This is a genomic window from Arthrobacter sp. H5 (assembly GCF_000520595.1).
GTDB lineage: Bacteria > Actinomycetota > Actinomycetes > Actinomycetales > Micrococcaceae > Arthrobacter_D.
Genome location: NZ_KI914992.1, coordinates 40,533 through 57,896, shown reverse-complemented (window position 1 = coordinate 57,896; position 17,364 = coordinate 40,533). Strand labels below are relative to the sequence as shown.

Genomic DNA, 17,364 nt, shown 5'->3' with positions numbered 1-17,364 from the left:
GTGGAAGCCCCGGCTCCCGTAGCTGTTGCTCCTGCCGTAAGCGGCGAGAGCTACACCATCGAGTCGGGCGACACCATGAGCAGCATCGCCGACAAGCTCGAAATCGACGGCGGCTGGGAAGCGCTCTACGAGGCCAACGCAGACACAGTCATTCATGCAGACCTCATCTTCACCGGCGACGTTCTGCAGCTGCCTGCATAAGCAACAAGACCCTGCTGCCCAGCAGCACGCTCTTGAGCAAAAGCCGCCCCGCAAACTGTGTTTGCGGGGCGGCTTTTGCTCTGCCGGCACAGGGTGGCCAGGCTTACAGCGCCCTGAAGATGATTGTCTGCGTCCCCGACGACCGCTACTCAGGCGAGCCCTGCCTTCCGCAGTGCTTCTGCCATGGCGCCGTTTGCCGGCGGCGTGGGTGCACCTTTGGGCGGTTGCGCCCCATTCGGCCGGGAAGCACGACGACGTCCATCGCCCCGCGGCACACTGTCCGCGGCTCTCTCACCGGCCCGTCCCGTATCCCTTCCCGCACCCGCACCGGAGCGGCCACCTGAGGGGCCACCGGAGCGGCCACCTGAGGGGCCATCTGAGGGGACGGCGTCGTCATTCAATTTCAAGGTCAGGGAAATCCGTTTTCGCTCCGGGTCCGCCTCCACCACCTTGACCTTGACCACCTGGCCGGACTTCACAATCTCGTGGGGATCACTGACAAAGCGGTTGGCCATGGCGGAGACATGAACCAGTCCGTCCTGATGTACGCCCACGTCAACAAAAGCGCCGAACGCCGCAACGTTGGTGACAACGCCGTCCATGATCATTCCGGGCCGAAGATCCGCGATCTTCTCCACACCCTCCGAAAATGACGCGGTGACAAACTCGGGACGTGGATCCCTGCCCGGCTTCTCCAGCTCCGAGAGAATGTCCTGCAGAGTGGGCAGTCCAAACGCGTCGTCGACGTAGTTCCGCAGATCCAGGGACCTCAGGGCGGATCCCGCGTCGGCCACCATCTTCCTCGCAACCGGATACGCCTCGGGGTGGACTGCCGAGCCGTCAAGCGGCTCCCTGCCTCCCGTGACACGCAGGAATCCGGCACATTGCTCAAATGCCTTTGCGCCCAGCCTCGGCACCTTCAGCAGGTCCGCCCGCCTGGCAAAGGGTCCGTGTTCATTGCGGTGGGTGACGATGCTTTCGCTCAGCAACTGCCCCACGCCGGCAACCCGGCTCAGGAGCGACGGTGACGCTGTATTCACGTCCACGCCCACCGCGTTCACGCAGTCCTCGATGACAGCATTCAGCGACCGCTCAAGCTTGGACGTCGTGATGTCATGCTGATACTGGCCCACGCCAATGGATTTTGGATCGATCTTCACCAACTCAGCCAGCGGATCCTGCAGCCGGCGTGCAATGGACACTGCCCCACGCAGTGAGACATCCATTCCGGGCAGCTCTGCTGATGCCAGGGCCGACGCTGAGTACACGGAGGCTCCGGCTTCCGATACAACAAGCTTCTGAAGCTTCTGTTCCGGTAGTAACTTGATCAGCTCGGTCGCCAGCTTGTCGGTTTCGCGGGAAGCAGTGCCGTTGCCAATGGCTACCAGTGACGCTCTGTGCTTCTTCACCAAACCCGCGAGGGAAGCAAGTGAGTCATCCCACTTGCGTGCCGGCGCATGCGGGTAGATGGTGTCGGTGGCCACCACTTTGCCGGTCCCGTCCACCACGGCAACTTTGACTCCGGTTCGCAGGCCCGGATCCAGCCCGATCGTGGTGCGGCTGCCGGCAGGCGCTGCGAGCAGCACATCCCGCAGATTTGCAGCGAATACCCGGACCGCCTCGGTCTCGGCCTCGGTGAAGAGCCGAACCCGCAGGTCGATGGAGAGTTTGGCCAGTAGCCGCCTCCATGCCTGCTGGACAGTTTGCATCAGCCACGCATCGGCCGGCCGGCCGCGGTCCGCAACGCCAAGGACAGCCGCGACCGAATTCTCGTAGCGGCGCCGGGTTCGTGCGTAGGCCTCCTCATCCGCGGGATCCGCTTCCACGAGGCTGAGTTGCAGCGCACTCTCTTTCTCGCCGCGCAGCAGTGCAAGTACACGGTGCGATGGCATCATCGATGGCGCCTGGGCAAAGTCGAAGTAGTCCGCAAACTTCTGTCCCTCGGCTTCCTTGCCGGCGACGACCTGCGACCGCATGACGCCCTGCTTCCATAGCCGCTCCCGCAGCTCGGTGAGCAGATCGGCGTCCTGTCCCACCCGCTCTACCAGGATGGCGCGTGCCCCGGCCAATGCCTCCAGGACATCGGCAACGGCTTCCCCGATGAACTTTCCCGCCTCAGCCTCCGGCAGCAGCGAGGGGTTGGTGAGCAGCGCGTCAGCCAGCGGCTCGAGCCCGGCCTCGCGGGCAGTCTGGGCTTTGGTGCGCCGCTTGGTTCTGAACGGCAGGTAGATATCCTCAAGCCTCGCCTTGGTATCAGCACCGACGACGGCCACCCTCAGCGCATCCGTCAGCTTGCCCTGGGTTTCGATGGATTCCAGGACCGTGGCGCGGCGTTCTTCAAGCTCACGAAGGTACCGGAGGCGTTCCTCCAGCTCACGCAACTGAGCATCATCCAGCGTCCCCGTGACCTCCTTGCGGTAGCGGGCGATGAAGGGAACCGTGGAGCCGCCGTCGAGCAGTTCCACGGCTGCTTTGACCTGCCATGGTTTAACGCCAAGCTCGATGGCGATCTTGTGACAAATGGCATCGGAGATATCGGGTGCATTCACGCCTGCCATTGTTGCACTAGGTACTGGATCCCTTCCGAAACCGGCGTCATGTCGGGCTTGGAATCCGACAGGTTTACTACCAGCCCCTGAATCCTCCACCGTGAGTGAACTTTGCGGCAAAGGTGCAGCGATCGTCCGCTTAGGTGGTGCTGGCTGCCGTCGCCGGAAGCTACCCATCCGTCGACCACTTTGTACGCAACTGCTGAGTCCCCAGTAACCGCCACCTGCTGGAGCACTGTGGCGTCCAACAGCGCCTCCCGCAGATTCCCGGTGTTGTCCGTGAGTGTCCGGGCGCTGTTCAACCAGCTGTCGCGGTACGCAGTCAGGGCGTTGAAGGTCAGCGTCCAGGTGTCAGGATCGCTGCGGTCCCCGGCATCGAGGCCCATAAAATTCTCCGCGATGAAATCGCCGGCAACCAGGTCCCAGTCCACGCGCGCGCACGCCTCAACGTTGCGGCGGATGAGCATTTCCCACAGCTCATGGCGGTCCGTCCCAGGTTCAAACGGGTTGGTAGTCAATTCATCCGCCGTGAGTACGAGCTGTTGTACAGCCGCAGCGTGAGACCTGCATCCACCAGCAGCGTTTGTCCGGTAATTCCGCGGGCTGCGTCCGACAACAGGAAGACTGCCGCATCACCAATATGCCTGCCGTCCATGAGCCGGTTCAGGACTTGGAAGTCGTTCACATGCTCATCAACCAGGACTTTGGACTCATCGCTGAAATCCTTGGGGAGACCGAAGCCCAGCTCAGCCGGGACATAACCGGGTGCCACCCCATTGCAGCGGATACCGGAGCTGCCGAGATCTATCGCCATTCCCCGGGTAAGACCTTCAACTGCTGCCTTTGCCGCTGCGTAGACCGCAAAGCCCTCTGTGGTGGCAGTGCCGTGCACCGACGAGACATTGACAATGGAGCCCGTCCTGCCCTGGCTGAGGACTTGGCGCGCAAAGGCACGGCATGTCAACCAGGTTCCCCGCACATCCACGTCGTGGACACGGTCATACTCGCTCGCCTCGACCTCGTGAAACGGTTTGACCAGCCCTATGCCTGCGCTGTTGATCAAGGCATCCACCGGGCCAGCCTCGTGAAATATCCGTTGAACCTGCGCTTCGTCCGCCACATCCCCCACCAGCGCACGCACCTGGGGGTATGCCTCGGAGAGTCTCCCTGCCGCTTCGGCCGAGAGGTCCACACCCACAACTGTCGCGCCTGCTTCAAGCACGGACTCGACCATGCCTCGGCCGATTCCCAAGCCCCCGGCACCGGTAATCAGCACGACTTGATTCGTGAGGTCATTCACTCGCACGCACTCTCCTATTTTTGGCCAAAGATCATTCGCCAATTATCGACGACTGAATTCAAGTCCATGGTGCACTACGGATTTGTTGCTGCGCGGTTAAGGAGCGCTACGCGGCGTGTTTGTCATTGCCGATGACATTGCGGAAACAAAACCGAACGCCTACCAGAGGATTTCGCTACGAGCAGCTTTCCCGATCCATCGTGAGTACCAGTGGATGGGTGTTGGTGAACTCCTGGCCGTCGGTTGAGTAATCGACGGTAATGCCCTGGGCGGTTCCACTTTCAGTGCCCTCGGCTATGGAAACTGAAACCACGAGGTTGACGTATTCATGGGTGGTGATGCCGTACCCGGTTGCCGGTACGGGCTCAACGGGACCGGCCTTCACAGGCTCTTCCGACTCCGACTCCGCGGGAGCGGCTTCGGCGCTGTGCGTTCCGTGACCCGCACCTTCCTCGCCGTCTTGTGTCTTGTGGTGACCGTCCCGATTAGCGGTGGATATCTCTGCCTTCAACAGGCTCAGGTCCTCAGCGGATTCCAGCCTGACGTCGTCCACCGTGAACGTGGAGAGCAACTCGTTGTGGATGAGGACGGTGAATTCCTGATAGCCGATAGGTGGCTGCGCCGTACAAAGGGTGGAACCGTTCTTACCGAGATTGAGGGGATCATCGCCGAAATCCTCAGGGATGGCCTCAACCGCACTGACGTTCTCTGGCACACCCCGTGCCGTGTTCACGTTCAGGGGGTTTTCCTCCACCGCCATGCAGCCGGACAGCAGGAAGGCAGTAACAATCGCAGTTCCAAACACCTTGACCGTTCTACCCTGCATATCATCACGTACTTTCAGGTGGAGGTTTCTCACGGTTCGCGACGCAGCGAATTCCATGGCTTCTTACATGGTATTCGGTTCAGTGCAGCCTTCGGCTTGGTGCTGGCCCTGTTTTTTACTCGTAGAGCACGTACTCGGGCTGAGGCACCAGAGCCAGGACCTCCGCGGGTGTCATCAGCGGACCCAGCGCTGCGTCCTCCTCAAAGAAAAGCTTGAACCCCGCGTGCACCGTGGCTGGCATCCCACGAGTGACCGCGTTGTAGGTCTCGATTTTGGACCCTGGTGCGCCGATCCCGTCGACACTCTTGATCACCTCAACGCCGTCATAATCCATGATCGCCGCCTCATTGGAAACAACGCTCGCGGCAACCTGATGGAAAATCACAGGCTTTTGCGGCAGGTTGTTTTCTGCCACCAGACTGTCAATGTACGCAGCGATCTCGTTGATCTCTTCACCCGTAGTGTGACCGTAAGACCTGCCCGGTAGCTGCTGGTCGGTGATGTCCCATTCCGGGTCCAGCGCCACTCCCACGTCCGGCTCCCGAAGCCACTTCTCCAGGCCTTTGACCTCTTCAGTCATGCTGGACCGGCCCGGCTGCACGTTGAGCAGAAGCATGCCATCATGCCTGCGTGCGGCGTCCAAGTAGCTTTGGATGATTTCATCGGACGCGCGCGCCCGGTACTTCCCGTCGGCACCCGGGGATGCCTGCACGACGACGGTAATCAGCTCCAGCACAGGCATCACCTTACGTCCGCCGGCAAGTTCGGTTCCATACCCTTCGATCTCCGCTACACGCTCATCGATGTTCCCAATCCCGAGCCTGCCCAGCCCCGGCGAATAGGGGTGCCCGCTGAATCCGACCAGTCGATAGTCCGGGAACAGCTCTGTGCCTCCGCGCGGCAGCTCGAGAACCGGTTCGGGGGTAGGGGACGGCGCCGGGATGGGTGATGGTGATGATGATGATGACGGCGATGGTGATGATGACGGTGGAGGAACCGCCGATGCGGTAGGAGACAATGACGGCGACGAAGGCAAAGCGTCCGGCGGATCCCCCGTCGGTGAACAACCCGTCAGCAGGGCCAGCGACACAGCGAATGCGCCCACGGTGGCGGGAAGGGCGATCTTTTGGCGGGCCACGATCATCTCCGTTGAGGTTGGCTAACCTAGGTTTCCCCTTCAGGGTAGCGGCAACGCGCCGACCGCTTCGTGTGTGTCATTGTTTTACCGGGCAACCTCCTCTATGAATGGACTATGACAGTCCTGATGAGGTCCCTTGAAACGGCAGTCCCCAATACGGTCATGGTGCAGACGGATGTGCGGGATGTCTTCGCTGCGCAGCCGGACATCAGCCGTCTCGGAAAGCGGCTCGTCGGAGCTGCCTTTGACTCCTCAGGAATCGATACCCGCTATACGGCGGTGGAGGAACTGACGCTCGAGAAGCACAGTGACAGTCCGCTGTTCTTCGACTCCGGGACAATGCGCATTCTGAGCCCGGGCACCAAGGAACGAAACGAAGTTTATGCGGCGGAAGGCACCAAGCTCTTTGTTGAAGCGGCAAGCAAAGCACTAGCCGCGGCCGACGGCATAGAGGCGGGCGACATCACCCATGTCATCACTGTCTCCTGCACCGGGTTTTTTAACCCCGGCCCCGACTACAAAGTGGTGCGTGCATTGGGGCTAAAACCGGCAGTGCAGCGATACCACTTGGGCTTCATGGGCTGCTATGCGGCGTTTCCGGCACTCCGGGCAGCCAAATCATTCTGCGAGGCGGATCCTGACGCCGTGGTGCTCGTGGTCAGCGCAGAACTCTGCTCACTGCATGTCCGCTCCTCCAACAACCCTGACACCATCGTGGGGTCGTCGCTTTTTGCGGATGGCGCAGCTGCGGCAGTGATCAGCGCACGGGAGTCCACGGCGAAAGGCCTCACCCTGGACTTCTTCGAAACCACACTCACGCCTGTCGGCGAGGAGTCCATGGCGTGGAACATCGGTAACGAAGGCTTCGAGATGATACTTGGCACCTACGTTCCGCACATCATCGACGAAAACATTGTCGGCGCACTGGCACCGCTGCTGGAACGGGACGAGTCGCTCATCGGCAAGGAATACCGGGAAATTGAGCACTGGGCCATCCATCCCGGCGGACGCAGCATCCTGGACAAGGTGGAAGCCAAGCTGAAACTCACTGAGAACCAGCTGATTCCGGCCCGCGCAGTGTTGCGCAACTACGGCAATATGAGCAGCGCCACGGTCATGTTTGTTCTCAAGCACATCCTTGACCTTCCTTCGCAGGGCGGCAACGAGCGGATCTGCTCCATGGCATTCGGACCTGGACTAACCGTGGAGACGGCGCTGTTCACTAAGACCGGAGCCTGAATGCGGTTTCTGGAACACCGGGATCTGAATGCGGTGGAGCAAATGGACGCGCCGGATTGCGATCCGGACACCCTCACCCGCACCTACCAACAGTTTGGTCTCATCAACAGCGCCGTCACGGCCTGGCGACGCACCTGGGTGAGATATGTGCGTCCCACGCTGTCGCCGTCGGGCATGAATACCCTCCTCGACATCGGCTCAGGCGGCGGAGACGTGCCCCGCACCTTCGCCCGGTGGGCGGCCAGGGACGGCATCCGACTGCAGATTACCGCCATCGATCCCGATGAACGTGCACACGCATTCGCAATCAACCAGCCGACGACGCCGGGGCTCACCTACCGCCGCGCGCTTAGTTCGGAGCTGGTGGCGGAAGGACGGACGTACGACGTCGTCACCTCCAACCATGTGCTCCACCACCTCACTGCCAACGAACTCGGCGGCCTGCTGCGCGACTCCCAAAAGCTCAGCAACCGGCTCGTCATCCACAACGACATCAAGCGTAGCAGCCTAGGTTTCGCCCTGTTTGGCGTGGCAACACTACCGCTCCGAGGCTCCTTCATCCGGCAGGACGGCCTCACCTCCATCCGCCGCAGCTACCGCCCGGAGGAGCTCCGTGACGCCGCTCCCGGATGGCTGGTTCAGAGGCACTTTCCGTCCCACCAGCTTCTCATCCACCATGCATGATGTGGTGATCGTTGGCGGCGGCCCCGTGGGCTTGTTCGCAGCCATCCTGCTTGGCCAATCCGGCGTTGATGTGCGGGTCCTCGAACAACGGGCTGAGCGGAGCAACCACTCGCGTGCCATCGGAATCCATCCGCCTGCCCTGCGGGAATTGGAGAAAGCCGGGGTTGTGGAGACGCTCCTGGCGGGCGGTATACAGATCCCCGGAGGAATTGCCCGCAGCGCTGGGCAAACCGTTGCCCAGCTGTCCTTCGACAGCCTTCCGGGACCGTACAGGTGCGTGCTGGCAATCCCACAGGAACACACCGAACGCATTCTCGAGGCGCGTCTGTATGACGTAGCGCCCGACGCCCTGCTCCGGGAGACCGAAGTGGCGAGCGTGCACGACATCGGCTCCCACGTCATCATCGCAACCGCCGACGACGTAGTGGAGTCACGTTTGGTGATCGGCGCGGATGGCGCACGAAGCACTGTCCGCACGGCCGGGGGCCTGCGCGCACCCGCGAGAACCTACCCTGATACTTACGTCATGGGCGATTTCCCGGACTCGACAACCGATGGGCCTACCGCGGCGCTTTATCTGGAGCCGGACGGTATTGTCGAGTCCTTTCCGCTGCCCGGTGGTGTGCGCCGCTGGGTAGTAAGGACTCAGACACAGATCCACTCCCCCACGTCCGACAGCCTGGCGCAACTGATCCGTGACCGTACCGGTGTGGAGGTGTTCCCGCGGGGGAACACGATGCTCAGTTCGTTCGCCGTCCGTCGCCGGATCGCGGAACGCTTTATCGACGGCCGCACCATCCTGATCGGCGACGCCGCACACGAGGTGAGCCCCATCGGCGGCCAGGGCATGAACCTTGGCTGGTTGGACGCCGCCGAACTGGCGCCCATCATCAGCGGCTCACTGGCTGGTAGAAACGTTGGACGTGAAGTTCGGGACTTCACTGCACGACGACGCCGGGCCGCCTTCACCGCTTCCCGCCAGGCCCACCTCAACATGGTGTTGGGACGGCCCATGCAGCCGGGACCGCTAGCACTGCGGAACAACCTCATGTCACGGCTGGCAGCGGTGCCCGCGGTTCACGACGCTGTGGCCAGGACGTTCACCATGCACTGACCACGCAATGGGGGTGCCTTAGCGCGACTGGACCTGCGCCAGCAGTTCCTCAAAGGGAAGTGAGGACTCCGGCGTTTGCCCGCGACGCGTCGTCGTCGTGCCGTTGATCATTGCCGCCAGCTCACCGGCAGCACACACAATGCGGGCATCCAATGCTGGCGCTCCAGAATCGCCTGAGCCCCAGTCCTCCGTTGCCGCGTAGACCGCGGTAGGCGCAACCCGCGCACGGAGGTAGCTGAACAGCGGACGCATCGCGTGATCCAGCATCAAGGAATGGCGCGAGCTGCCGCCGGTGGCGCCGATCAGGACGGGCATTGAGTCCAGGGCGGTGTTGTCCATGACGTCGAACAAGGACTTGAGCAGCCCACTGTAGGACGCCGAAAACACGGGGCTGACCACAATGAGGGCATCCGCCCTGGCCACGCTGTCCAGAACCTCGGCGAGCGCCGGTGCAGCGAATCCGGTGACGAGGTTATTGGCGATGTCCACCGCCAGTTCCCTGAGCTCCACCGTGGTGATGCTCACGTCCGCTCCGACGGCTTCGAGGTCACGCTGGGTTGCCTCGCCCAGCTGATCCGCCAGCATCCTGCTCGACGACGGCACTCCCAGCCCTGCGGTTATCACCACTATGCGGCGCTCACTCATCTCAAGTCCCTTTCGATTCACTACATGTAATTGCATCTACATAGTGAACCGGTGGGCTGTTCAGAACATTCCCGATCCCATTTGGCTGAGCTAGTCGGATTTCAATTTCCGCAGAGCGGTCGCTTTGTGGGCAGCCTGCGCCCCGGTCTTCTCGCTTTCCACCACATAGAACGGTTCATCGCTGCTCGCATTGAATTTCTGACCGGCGAAGGTAAAGGGAGCAACCCTCCGCGAAACCACCGTTCCCTGGGTCCTGCCCTGCGACGTGGCCCAACTGACTCTGTCTCCTTTATCCATGCAAAGATTCTGCCACCCCAGGGGTCCTATTCCCAGGATGCCACCGGTCAACCGTCCTGCCAGCGCAACGGGATCAGGCCCAGGCGGAAGGCGCCGTCGAGCTCTTCATCGTAATAATGGAAAGCCAGCGTTCCGCCGGAGACCGACTGCCCACCTGGTGCCCATCGAGTGGCCAAGTGGAAAGCCCGTTGAGAACTGGCAATCCCAGACCGTCAACATTGCCTACCGGTTCATGCCAGGCGATCCCGTTCTTCCCCACGCCTGGATCCAGAAGCTCGAGTGGGTGGATGGCTGGCCAACTGTCGACCAGGCTATCGACCTATCCGAGGTGACCGGCGCACCGGAGCCGGAGTCCGCCGTCGTCGGCAAGAAGGCATCCTTCACCGCGAGTGCCAGCGGGACGCCGGCGCCGGTTGCGGTGTGGGAACGTCAATGGACGACGGCGCCACCTGGGTTCCGGTCGTGGAACAGCCGGTGACTGTCCGCGCAGAAGACGGCACCCACAGTTCCGAGCTGCACTTCAAGAAAATGGCTACCGGGCAGAACGGAGCTCTGGTCAGGGCCGTGTTCCACAACGCACACGGCACAGCGGTGACTGACCCGGTTGCGCTGACCGTCGCGGAAAAGAAGAGCAAAGGCAACGGGCGCGAAGGCTGAATCTGCAACTTGAACGCCCGTAATGGCGGGCATACCTGCAACGTTGTATCCTTCCGGTGGGACCTGTTATTCAGAGCTGGTCCCACCGGAACCCGCAGTAACAAGAAAGACAAGCACAATGGCTACGACTCTTCACGACGTGGCACAGGTGGCGGGCGTTTCATTCAAAACTGTTTCGAACGTCATCAATGACCACCCCAATGTGCGGCCCACCACCCGGGCCCGCGTTCAAGCAGCGATTGCCGAGCTCGGATATCGGCCCAATCTCACCGCGCGCAGCCTTCGCTCCGGCCATTCCGGCGCCATCACTCTCGCCGTTCCACAGCTGCGTCTGCCCTACTTTGCCGAACTGGCAGACGCGGTGATCAGCGCTGCCGAAGCACACGGCCTGGTGGTGCTGATTGAGCAGACCAGCGGTGGCCGCGATCGTGAGCTGGAGGTATTGAAAAGCCCCCGCTTGAAGATGTCCGACGGCTTGATTTTCAGCCCGCTCGGCCTGGGCGAGGAGGATGCCGCACTTGTGACCGCAGAGGTCCCGATCGTGCTCCTTGGCGAGCGGATTTTCTCCAGCTCATGCGACCACGTGACTATGCAGAACATCGAAGGCGCGCGGGCGGCAACGGAGCACCTGCTGGACATTGGGCGAAAGCGCATAGCGGTTGTGGGAGCGCACGAGGGTGAAGTGATCGGCTCGGCCGGCCTGCGTCTGAAGGGATACCGGGAGGCGTTGGAAGCCCGCGGTGTTCCCTATGACGACAGTCTGGTCGCCTACATGGGCGAGTGGCACCGCGCCAATGGTGCCTTGGCCATGCATGAACTGCTGGAACGCGGAGTGGAGTTCGACGCCGTATTCGGCTTCAACGACACCCTCGCCCAGGGTGCCATGCGGGTCCTGCAGGAGGCTGGACGACGGATCCCGGACGACATCGCAGTGATCGGTTTCGATGACCTTGACGAGACACGCTACTCACTGCCCACGTTGAGCACAGTAGATCCCGGACGGACCGAAATCGCCGAGACCGCCATCAAGGTCCTGATGGAACGCATCAAGACACCGGATGGTCCAGCGCCGCGCGAGATCGAAACAACGTTTAGCGTGGTTGCAAGGGAATCGACCCTGGGGACAGCACCCTAACACCACGTATCGACTCTCCCCATACGGACCTTCTCAGCCCTCAAATGGCCGTCAGACGGTCACTTTGGGGAGAGTCGATGCGTGGGTTTACAAGTGCGTCGGCGCAAACAGCCGCAGGAGGGTCTCCACGACGACGACGTTGGGTCCCTCCGCGGCGAAACCTGACTCGAGCGCCTCCCGCACATTCTCCGGCGCAACTTTCACCGCAGACACACCGAAGGCCTCTGCAAGCTTCACGAAATCGGGCCGCGCCAGCTCCGTGGCCGTGGCCTTGCCGAACGCCCCCTCCATGTATTCGCGCAGGATCCCGTAGCCGCCGTCGTCGACAATCAGCCAGGTCACCGGAAGGTTGTGCTGTTTGGCCGTGGCCAGTTCGGCGATGGAGTACATTGACGATCCGTCGCCGGACACCGCGAGCACTCGTCCGCCCAGACCAACAGCACCGCCAACCGCGCCCGGGAAACCGTAGCCCAGGCCACCTGCACCCTGCGCGGAGTGGAACTGTCCGTCCTTCGAATCCCAGCAGCTCCACCCCCAATAGGCGGCGATGGTCATATCCCAGAACGTCTGCATGTCCGTCGGAACGGCCGCGCGGATGTCGGCCATGAACGTCCGCTCCATGCCTAGGTCCTGCGCGTCCAGCCGGCCCTGCACTTTGGCCAGCGTTTCGGCGACCAGACGGCGCGGGTTGTACTCGCCGGTGCGCCGCTCAACCGCAGGCAGGGCTTCGTCGAGTGCCGCGAGCGCCTGCCCGGCATCGGCCCTGATTCCGAGCGCCGGACGGTTGGATTCAAGCACCCGCGGTTCGGCGTCGATCTGGATAATGCGTCCGCGCGGCTCAAGGGTGAAGTAGTTGGATGTCACTTCGCCCAGCGAGGATCCGATCACCAGAAGCACATCGGCGTCTTCGAGCACCTCCGTGACGTGGCGGTCCTCGCACCACGATTGCAGGGACAGCTCGTGGTTCCAGGGGAAGGCGCCGTTGCCGCCGGGCGAACACAGGACGGGTGCGTCGAGCTTCTCGGCGATGGAGAGCAGCCAGCCTTCAGCCTTGCCGCGGCGGGTGCCGCCTCCGGCCACGATTGCCGGCCGCTTCGCTTCCTTGAGCCATTTCACTGCTTCACGGACCAGTTCAATACGCGGCGGATTGTCGTACGGTTCGGCGAGCGCATCCTCCACTTGCGGAACCATCACCGGATCCAGCAGCACGTTTTGCGGAACCTCGACCCAGACGGGCCCCTGGGGCGAAGAAACTGCCTCAGTCCAGGCATCCTGGATAGCGGACGGAATACCCGAAGCGTGCTGGATGAGCCGCTGACTCTTGGTCACATTGGCGGCCGACGCCTTCTGGTCATCCAACTGGTGCAGCATGCCCTTGCGCCGCGCACCCAGTCCCTCAAGGGGAATTTGGCTGGCGATGACCACCATGGGTACCCCGGTGGCATAGGCCTCCTGCAGCCCGGCCAGCGAAGTGAGCGCACCGGGTCCGGTCGAGAGGAAGAGGACTCCCACTTCACCGGTAGCCCGGGAAAATCCGTCGGCTGCGAAAGCCGAATTGTTTTCCACCCTGGAGGAGACGAAGGTCAGCCGGGATCTGGACAGGGCGTCAAAGAGACCCAGGGCGTGCTGGCCGGGAATGCCGAACACCGTTGTTGCGCCGAGGGCGGTGAGGGTCTCGACAACCAGGTCTCCGCCGTTGCGCTGGCTGGTGATCGGTTGTGGAGGAGCAGATGCGGCGCTGTCAGTGGACTGCATTCAGCTGAGCCTTCCTGTGGTTGAGTTTGTGGAAATTGCGTCAGCCATGAGGCTCACAAGATCATAGGCAACGTGCGACGCCGCAACCCCGGTGATTTCGGCGTGATCGTAGGCGGGAGCAACTTCAACAACGTCCGCCCCGATGAGGTTCATTCCGCGGAGGCCGCGCAGGATTTCGAGGAGTTCCCTGCTGGTGATGCCGCCGGCTTCCGGGGTTCCCGTGCCGGGCGCGTGGGCTGGGTCAAGCACATCGATGTCGATGGACACATAGAGCGGGCGATTGCCGATGCGGTCGCGGAGTTTGGCGACTGTTTCGTCGACTCCCTGGCGGAAGACGTCGGACGAGGTGACGATTCCAAAACCAAAACGGCGGTCATCTTCAAGGTCCTTCACACCGTACAGCGGTCCTCGGGTGCCTACGTGGGAGATTGCCTCGGTGTCGAGGATGCCCTCCTCCACAGCGCGGCGGAAAGGCGTTCCGTGCGTGTATTCGGCACCGAAGTAGGTGTCCCAAGTGTCGAGGTGTGCATCAAAGTGCAGAAGCGCTACCGGCTCACCCGCACGCTCTGAGGCGGCACGGAGCAATGGCAGGGCGATGGTGTGGTCACCTCCCAGCGTGACCAGCCTGGCGCCGTCGTGCGTGAGGTCCAGCGCATTTTGCTGGATGGTCTCAATGGCTTCGTTGATGTTGAACGGGTTCACGGCCATATCGCCGGCGTCGGCTACCTGTACACGTTCAAATGGTGAAATGCTGAGGGCTGGATTGTAGGGCCGCAGCAGGCGCGACGCTTCGCGGACATGGTTGGCCCCGAAGCGGGCGCCGGGACGGTAGGAGACGCCCGAGTCGAACGGCACTCCCACCACGGCGACATCCGCCCGGGTCACCTGATCCAACCGGGGCAGCCGCGCAAAGGTCGCCGCACCGGCGTACCTCGGAATACGGGAGGAATCGATCGGGCCAACGTTCCCGCCCGTAGTAATCCGCAACTCGTCCATGGGTGCCTCCAGCTTCGGGGCATTAATGCCCGTGAATCGTGCAAGAAGTTGCCAAATAGGCATCAACTGTTTTGCACAAGGCTAATTTGTGACTGTCGTCTCAGTCAAACTTTGACCTCACGGGTGGAGTTGGAAAGACACCATCATCGATTTGAGCTGCTGGTATTCGGCCGAATCCATCCATGCACGGGCTTCGGCTTCACCCTTGAACCGCCCGGGTTCAAGGACGCTGACGAAATTGACACCACCATTTGTTTCATAGGAGACCAGGCCGAGCGGATTTCCCCATACCCCGTCGGCTGGCACAGGGCCCGGCTCCAACCGGGCCTCATAGAAGCGATCCCCCGTGACGTCATCGGCCCTGTGGTCGAAGACAAAGGTCACCGGCAGGCCGGAATGGTCCGCCAATGCTGTTGCCGCCGAGTCCAATGGAACATGGCCGGGGCTGAGTGTTATTGCACCGTTGCTCGGGATGCCGCCGATGAACTTCGCGATCTGCTGGCCCTCGCTGTTGCGGATGGCATACGCCGTGGTGCTGATGCGCATCCCGTAGGTGGGAAGCTCCGGGGGCTGCACCGCGATCGCTTCCCAGTCGGCCGGCATGCTGAAGCTGTAGTAGCCATCAGCGGTGGTGAAGACTGTGGCTTCGGGGATTTCCTCGGCCGGTGGAGCCGGTGTTTCAGCTGGCGGAGCCTCCTCGGAGGCCGGCGCAGATGGTTCAGCAGACGGCTCAGCAGATGGTTCGGCGGGCGACTCTCCTGAGGGAGACTCGGAAGGGGATTCCTCAGGCTCCGCCGAAGATTCATCTGTAGCCGCATCTGTGGCCGCTTCCGTGGCTTCCACCGTGACTGCCGGAGAAGTCGATGCCGGGCTGGTGGTAGTCGGGTCGGCCGCCTCGCTGTTGCCACCCGTACAACCGGTCAATACCAGCAGCCCAACCAGCACAGCAGCCGATCCGTTGAAAATTTTACCCATTGCCCCAGATCCCCTCACCACACAGACGTGCCCCGGCACACCCGGTGGTCACTGTGCCGAGCCTATCCCCCTGCACCGACCAAACCGGCGAATGACATCAACCCGTTATCCCTTGAGTCGCTGGAATGACGCGGGGTGTTCAGCCGCCCGAAGCTGCCGGCACCAACGTCCAAAGCACTATCGCCTGTTGATCGGTTGGATTCACCCAGGTGTGCGGTTCACGGCCCGGAAACGTAATGGTGTCCCCTGCTTCCATCTCATAGCGGTCGTTGGAAAAGATGAGTTCAAACCGGCCCGCAACAATATGCAGTGTTTCCACTTCACAGTCAACGGAGTACAACTCGGATTCACCGCTTCCGCGGGGCTCAATCACGGCCCGAATCATTTGGAGGCGCCGTTCGGAGCGGGCAGTCATCAGCCGCTCGTTGATCCCCACTCCGCCCAAGCTGATTTTCGGCGCTTCACCCAAACGGGTCAGATGCGTTTCCGGCACCAGAAACAGGTCCCCGATGGAGATCGACAGCACCTGGCACAGCGTCACCAGCGAGGCGACCGACGGGGAGGTCAGATCACGCTCCACCCGGCTGAGAAAACCCTTGGTCAGTCCGGTGGAATCCGCCACTTGTTCAATGGTCATGCGCTGCGCCTGCCGGGCAGCGCGGATCCGTGAACCGATGGCAACGGGTGCGTTGCTGGGTTCAACAGGCAGGGCCTTCATGGGGTTCCTTCCAGCGGAGGTGATCTAGAGCATACAGAGGATTCCGCCTGACTCAATCCGGGATCACAGTTGACGTGTAAGCCGCGTCACAACTAGCCTACAGGGAAACATAAGTTGTCTATTAGTCAATATATATATCAATTAGGCAACATCCGTCTTTCCGTCCACTCTTTTCAGGAGCACCATGGAATTCATCAACATCGCCATTGTGGTGATTTATCTTGCCGCAATGCTCGGGTTTGGCTGGTGGGGCAAATCGCGCACCAAGAACACCAGCGACTATCTGGTAGCCGGACGCCGCCTCGGTCCACTGCTGTACACAGGCACCATGGCCGCCGTTGTACTCGGTGGCGCATCCACCGTGGGCGGCGTGGGGCTCGGCTACCAGTACGGCATCTCAGGCATGTGGCTCGTGGTGGCGATCGGCACCGGAGTGCTGGTGCTGAGTCTTTTCTTCGCTCCGACTATTCAGAAGCTGAAAATCTACACCGTCTCACAGATGCTGACTCTGCGGTACGGCCATGAGGCCACGAAGATAGCCGGACTGGTGATGCTCGCCTACACGGTGGTGCTTTGTGCCACGTCAACCGGCGCATATGCCACCATTTTCGTGGTTCTTTTTGGTCTGGAGCGGTGGATGGCAATCGCCTTAGGCGGCATCATTGTGCTGATCTACTCCACAGTTGGCGGCATGTGGTCCATCACGCTCGCGGATATGGCGCAGTTCATTATCAAGACCATCGGCGTTTTCGCTCTGATGCTGCCCTTCTCGCTCTCCGCGGCCGGCGGCTTTGACGGCATCCGCGAGCGCGCCAGCGCTGAATTCTTCAGCATCACAGGCATTGGGGCGCAATCGATCATCACCTACTTTGTGGTGTACACACTCGGTCTTCTGATCGGGCAGGACATATGGCAGCGGGTCTTCACCTCCAAAACCCCTCAGGTTGCACGCTGGGGTGGAACCACTGCAGGCATCTACTGCATTCTGTACGGCGTCGCCGGAGCGATTATTGGCATGGCCGCCAGCGTACTCCTGCCCGTGCTGGAAAATACGGATGACGTCTACGCAGAAATCGCTATCGACATTCTTCCGGTGGGAATCGGCGGGCTGGTCCTCGCAGCGGCCGTTGCCGCC

The 17,364-nt window shown here is 61.7% G+C and carries 18 protein-coding genes and 1 pseudogene; 8 read left to right on the top strand and 11 right to left on the bottom strand.

The genetic code is table 11. From position 1 onward, the window contains the following. A partial coding sequence (locus tag Y708_RS31000) for a LysM peptidoglycan-binding domain-containing protein (RefSeq protein WP_035775913.1) occupies positions 1-201 on the top strand: 201 nt, incomplete at its 5' end. Between the two features lie 149 nt (positions 202-350). Here the strand turns inward: Y708_RS31000 and Y708_RS0110120 are convergent. The 5 genes from Y708_RS0110120 to Y708_RS24180 all read right to left on the bottom strand — a co-directional run bounded on the left by Y708_RS0110120 (position 351) and on the right by Y708_RS24180 (position 6,014). Further along, entirely contained in the window at positions 351-2,759 is a 2,409-nt protein-coding gene (locus tag Y708_RS0110120) for a Tex family protein (RefSeq protein WP_028279849.1), read from the bottom strand. Then, positions 2,747-3,268 (bottom strand): hypothetical protein, encoded by a 522-nt coding sequence (locus tag Y708_RS24190; protein WP_155853807.1) that lies wholly within the window; start codon positions 3,266-3,268, stop codon positions 2,747-2,749. The genes Y708_RS0110120 and Y708_RS24190 overlap by 13 nt, the downstream gene beginning before the upstream one ends. Beyond that, positions 3,265-4,050 carry an SDR family NAD(P)-dependent oxidoreductase gene (locus Y708_RS24185; RefSeq protein WP_051478879.1) on the bottom strand — a complete coding sequence of 262 codons (786 nt, stop codon included), beginning with the start codon at positions 4,048-4,050 and terminating at the stop codon, positions 3,265-3,267. Before Y708_RS24185 ends, Y708_RS24190 begins: the two co-directional genes overlap by 4 nt. Before the next feature lie 175 nt (positions 4,051-4,225). Continuing rightward, a complete protein-coding gene (locus Y708_RS0110105; RefSeq protein WP_216699769.1) occupies positions 4,226-4,855 on the bottom strand; it encodes a hypothetical protein in 630 nt (209 codons plus the stop codon). A 136-nt stretch (positions 4,856-4,991) separates the two neighbouring features. Continuing rightward, positions 4,992-6,014 carry a hypothetical protein gene (locus Y708_RS24180; RefSeq protein ID WP_155853805.1) on the bottom strand — a complete coding sequence of 341 codons (1,023 nt, stop codon included), beginning with the start codon at positions 6,012-6,014 and terminating at the stop codon, positions 4,992-4,994. 114 nt (positions 6,015-6,128) lie between these two features. On the opposite strand from Y708_RS24180, the gene Y708_RS0110095 reads away from it, so the two are divergent. The 3 genes from Y708_RS0110095 to Y708_RS0110085 are packed head-to-tail and all read left to right on the top strand — an operon-like array spanning position 6,129 to position 9,051. Next, entirely contained in the window at positions 6,129-7,253 is a 1,125-nt protein-coding gene (locus Y708_RS0110095; RefSeq protein ID WP_028279846.1) for a type III polyketide synthase, read from the top strand. Continuing rightward, positions 7,254-7,937 (top strand): class I SAM-dependent methyltransferase, encoded by a 684-nt coding sequence (locus tag Y708_RS0110090; RefSeq protein WP_028279845.1) that lies wholly within the window; start codon positions 7,254-7,256, stop codon positions 7,935-7,937. Further along, complete coding sequence (locus tag Y708_RS0110085; RefSeq protein WP_343212963.1) at positions 7,867-9,051, top strand: FAD-dependent oxidoreductase; 1,185 nt, start codon at positions 7,867-7,869, stop codon at positions 9,049-9,051. The genes Y708_RS0110090 and Y708_RS0110085 overlap by 71 nt, the downstream gene beginning before the upstream one ends. Before the next feature lie 18 nt (positions 9,052-9,069). On the opposite strand, the gene Y708_RS0110080 is transcribed toward Y708_RS0110085, so the two are convergent. Both Y708_RS0110080 and Y708_RS0110075 read right to left on the bottom strand, forming a co-directional pair. Beyond that, entirely contained in the window at positions 9,070-9,696 is a 627-nt protein-coding gene (locus Y708_RS0110080; RefSeq protein ID WP_028279843.1) for an FMN reductase, read from the bottom strand. Between the two features lie 90 nt (positions 9,697-9,786). Further along, entirely contained in the window at positions 9,787-9,993 is a 207-nt protein-coding gene (locus Y708_RS0110075; RefSeq protein WP_035775911.1) for a hypervirulence associated TUDOR domain-containing protein, read from the bottom strand. A 232-nt stretch (positions 9,994-10,225) separates the two neighbouring features. On the opposite strand from Y708_RS0110075, the gene Y708_RS29110 reads away from it, so the two are divergent. The 3 genes from Y708_RS29110 (at position 10,226) to Y708_RS0110060 (ending at position 11,785) form a co-directional block, all read left to right on the top strand. Beyond that, entirely contained in the window at positions 10,226-10,471 is a 246-nt protein-coding gene (locus Y708_RS29110; RefSeq protein ID WP_216699768.1) for a hypothetical protein, read from the top strand. Further along, the gene (locus Y708_RS0110065) at positions 10,468-10,650 is read left to right on the top strand and encodes a hypothetical protein (RefSeq protein WP_028279840.1); all 183 of its coding nucleotides are present in this window, start codon (positions 10,468-10,470) and stop codon (positions 10,648-10,650) included. The genes Y708_RS29110 and Y708_RS0110065 overlap by 4 nt, the downstream gene beginning before the upstream one ends. Positions 10,651-10,768: 118 nt before the next feature. Continuing rightward, positions 10,769-11,785, top strand: a complete 1,017-nt coding sequence (locus Y708_RS0110060; protein ID WP_028279839.1) for a LacI family DNA-binding transcriptional regulator — start codon at positions 10,769-10,771, stop codon at positions 11,783-11,785. 87 nt (positions 11,786-11,872) lie between these two features. On the opposite strand, the gene Y708_RS0110055 is transcribed toward Y708_RS0110060, so the two are convergent. The 4 genes from Y708_RS0110055 to Y708_RS0110040 all read right to left on the bottom strand — a co-directional run bounded on the left by Y708_RS0110055 (position 11,873) and on the right by Y708_RS0110040 (position 16,229). Beyond that, positions 11,873-13,540: a thiamine pyrophosphate-binding protein gene (locus tag Y708_RS0110055; protein ID WP_028279838.1), complete on the bottom strand. Its 1,668-nt coding sequence runs from the start codon at positions 13,538-13,540 to the stop codon at positions 11,873-11,875. Continuing rightward, entirely contained in the window at positions 13,541-14,536 is a 996-nt protein-coding gene (speB, locus tag Y708_RS0110050) for an agmatinase (RefSeq protein ID WP_028279837.1), read from the bottom strand. 117 nt (positions 14,537-14,653) lie between these two features. Continuing rightward, entirely contained in the window at positions 14,654-15,511 is an 858-nt protein-coding gene (locus Y708_RS27500) for a hypothetical protein (protein WP_051478878.1), read from the bottom strand. A 139-nt stretch (positions 15,512-15,650) separates the two neighbouring features. After that, positions 15,651-16,229: a cupin domain-containing protein gene (locus tag Y708_RS0110040; RefSeq protein WP_028279836.1), complete on the bottom strand. Its 579-nt coding sequence runs from the start codon at positions 16,227-16,229 to the stop codon at positions 15,651-15,653. A gap of 184 nt (positions 16,230-16,413) precedes the next feature. Between Y708_RS0110040 and Y708_RS28325 the strand changes: the two are divergent. After that, positions 16,414-17,364: pseudogene (locus tag Y708_RS28325) on the top strand (sodium:solute symporter); the annotation flags it as partial.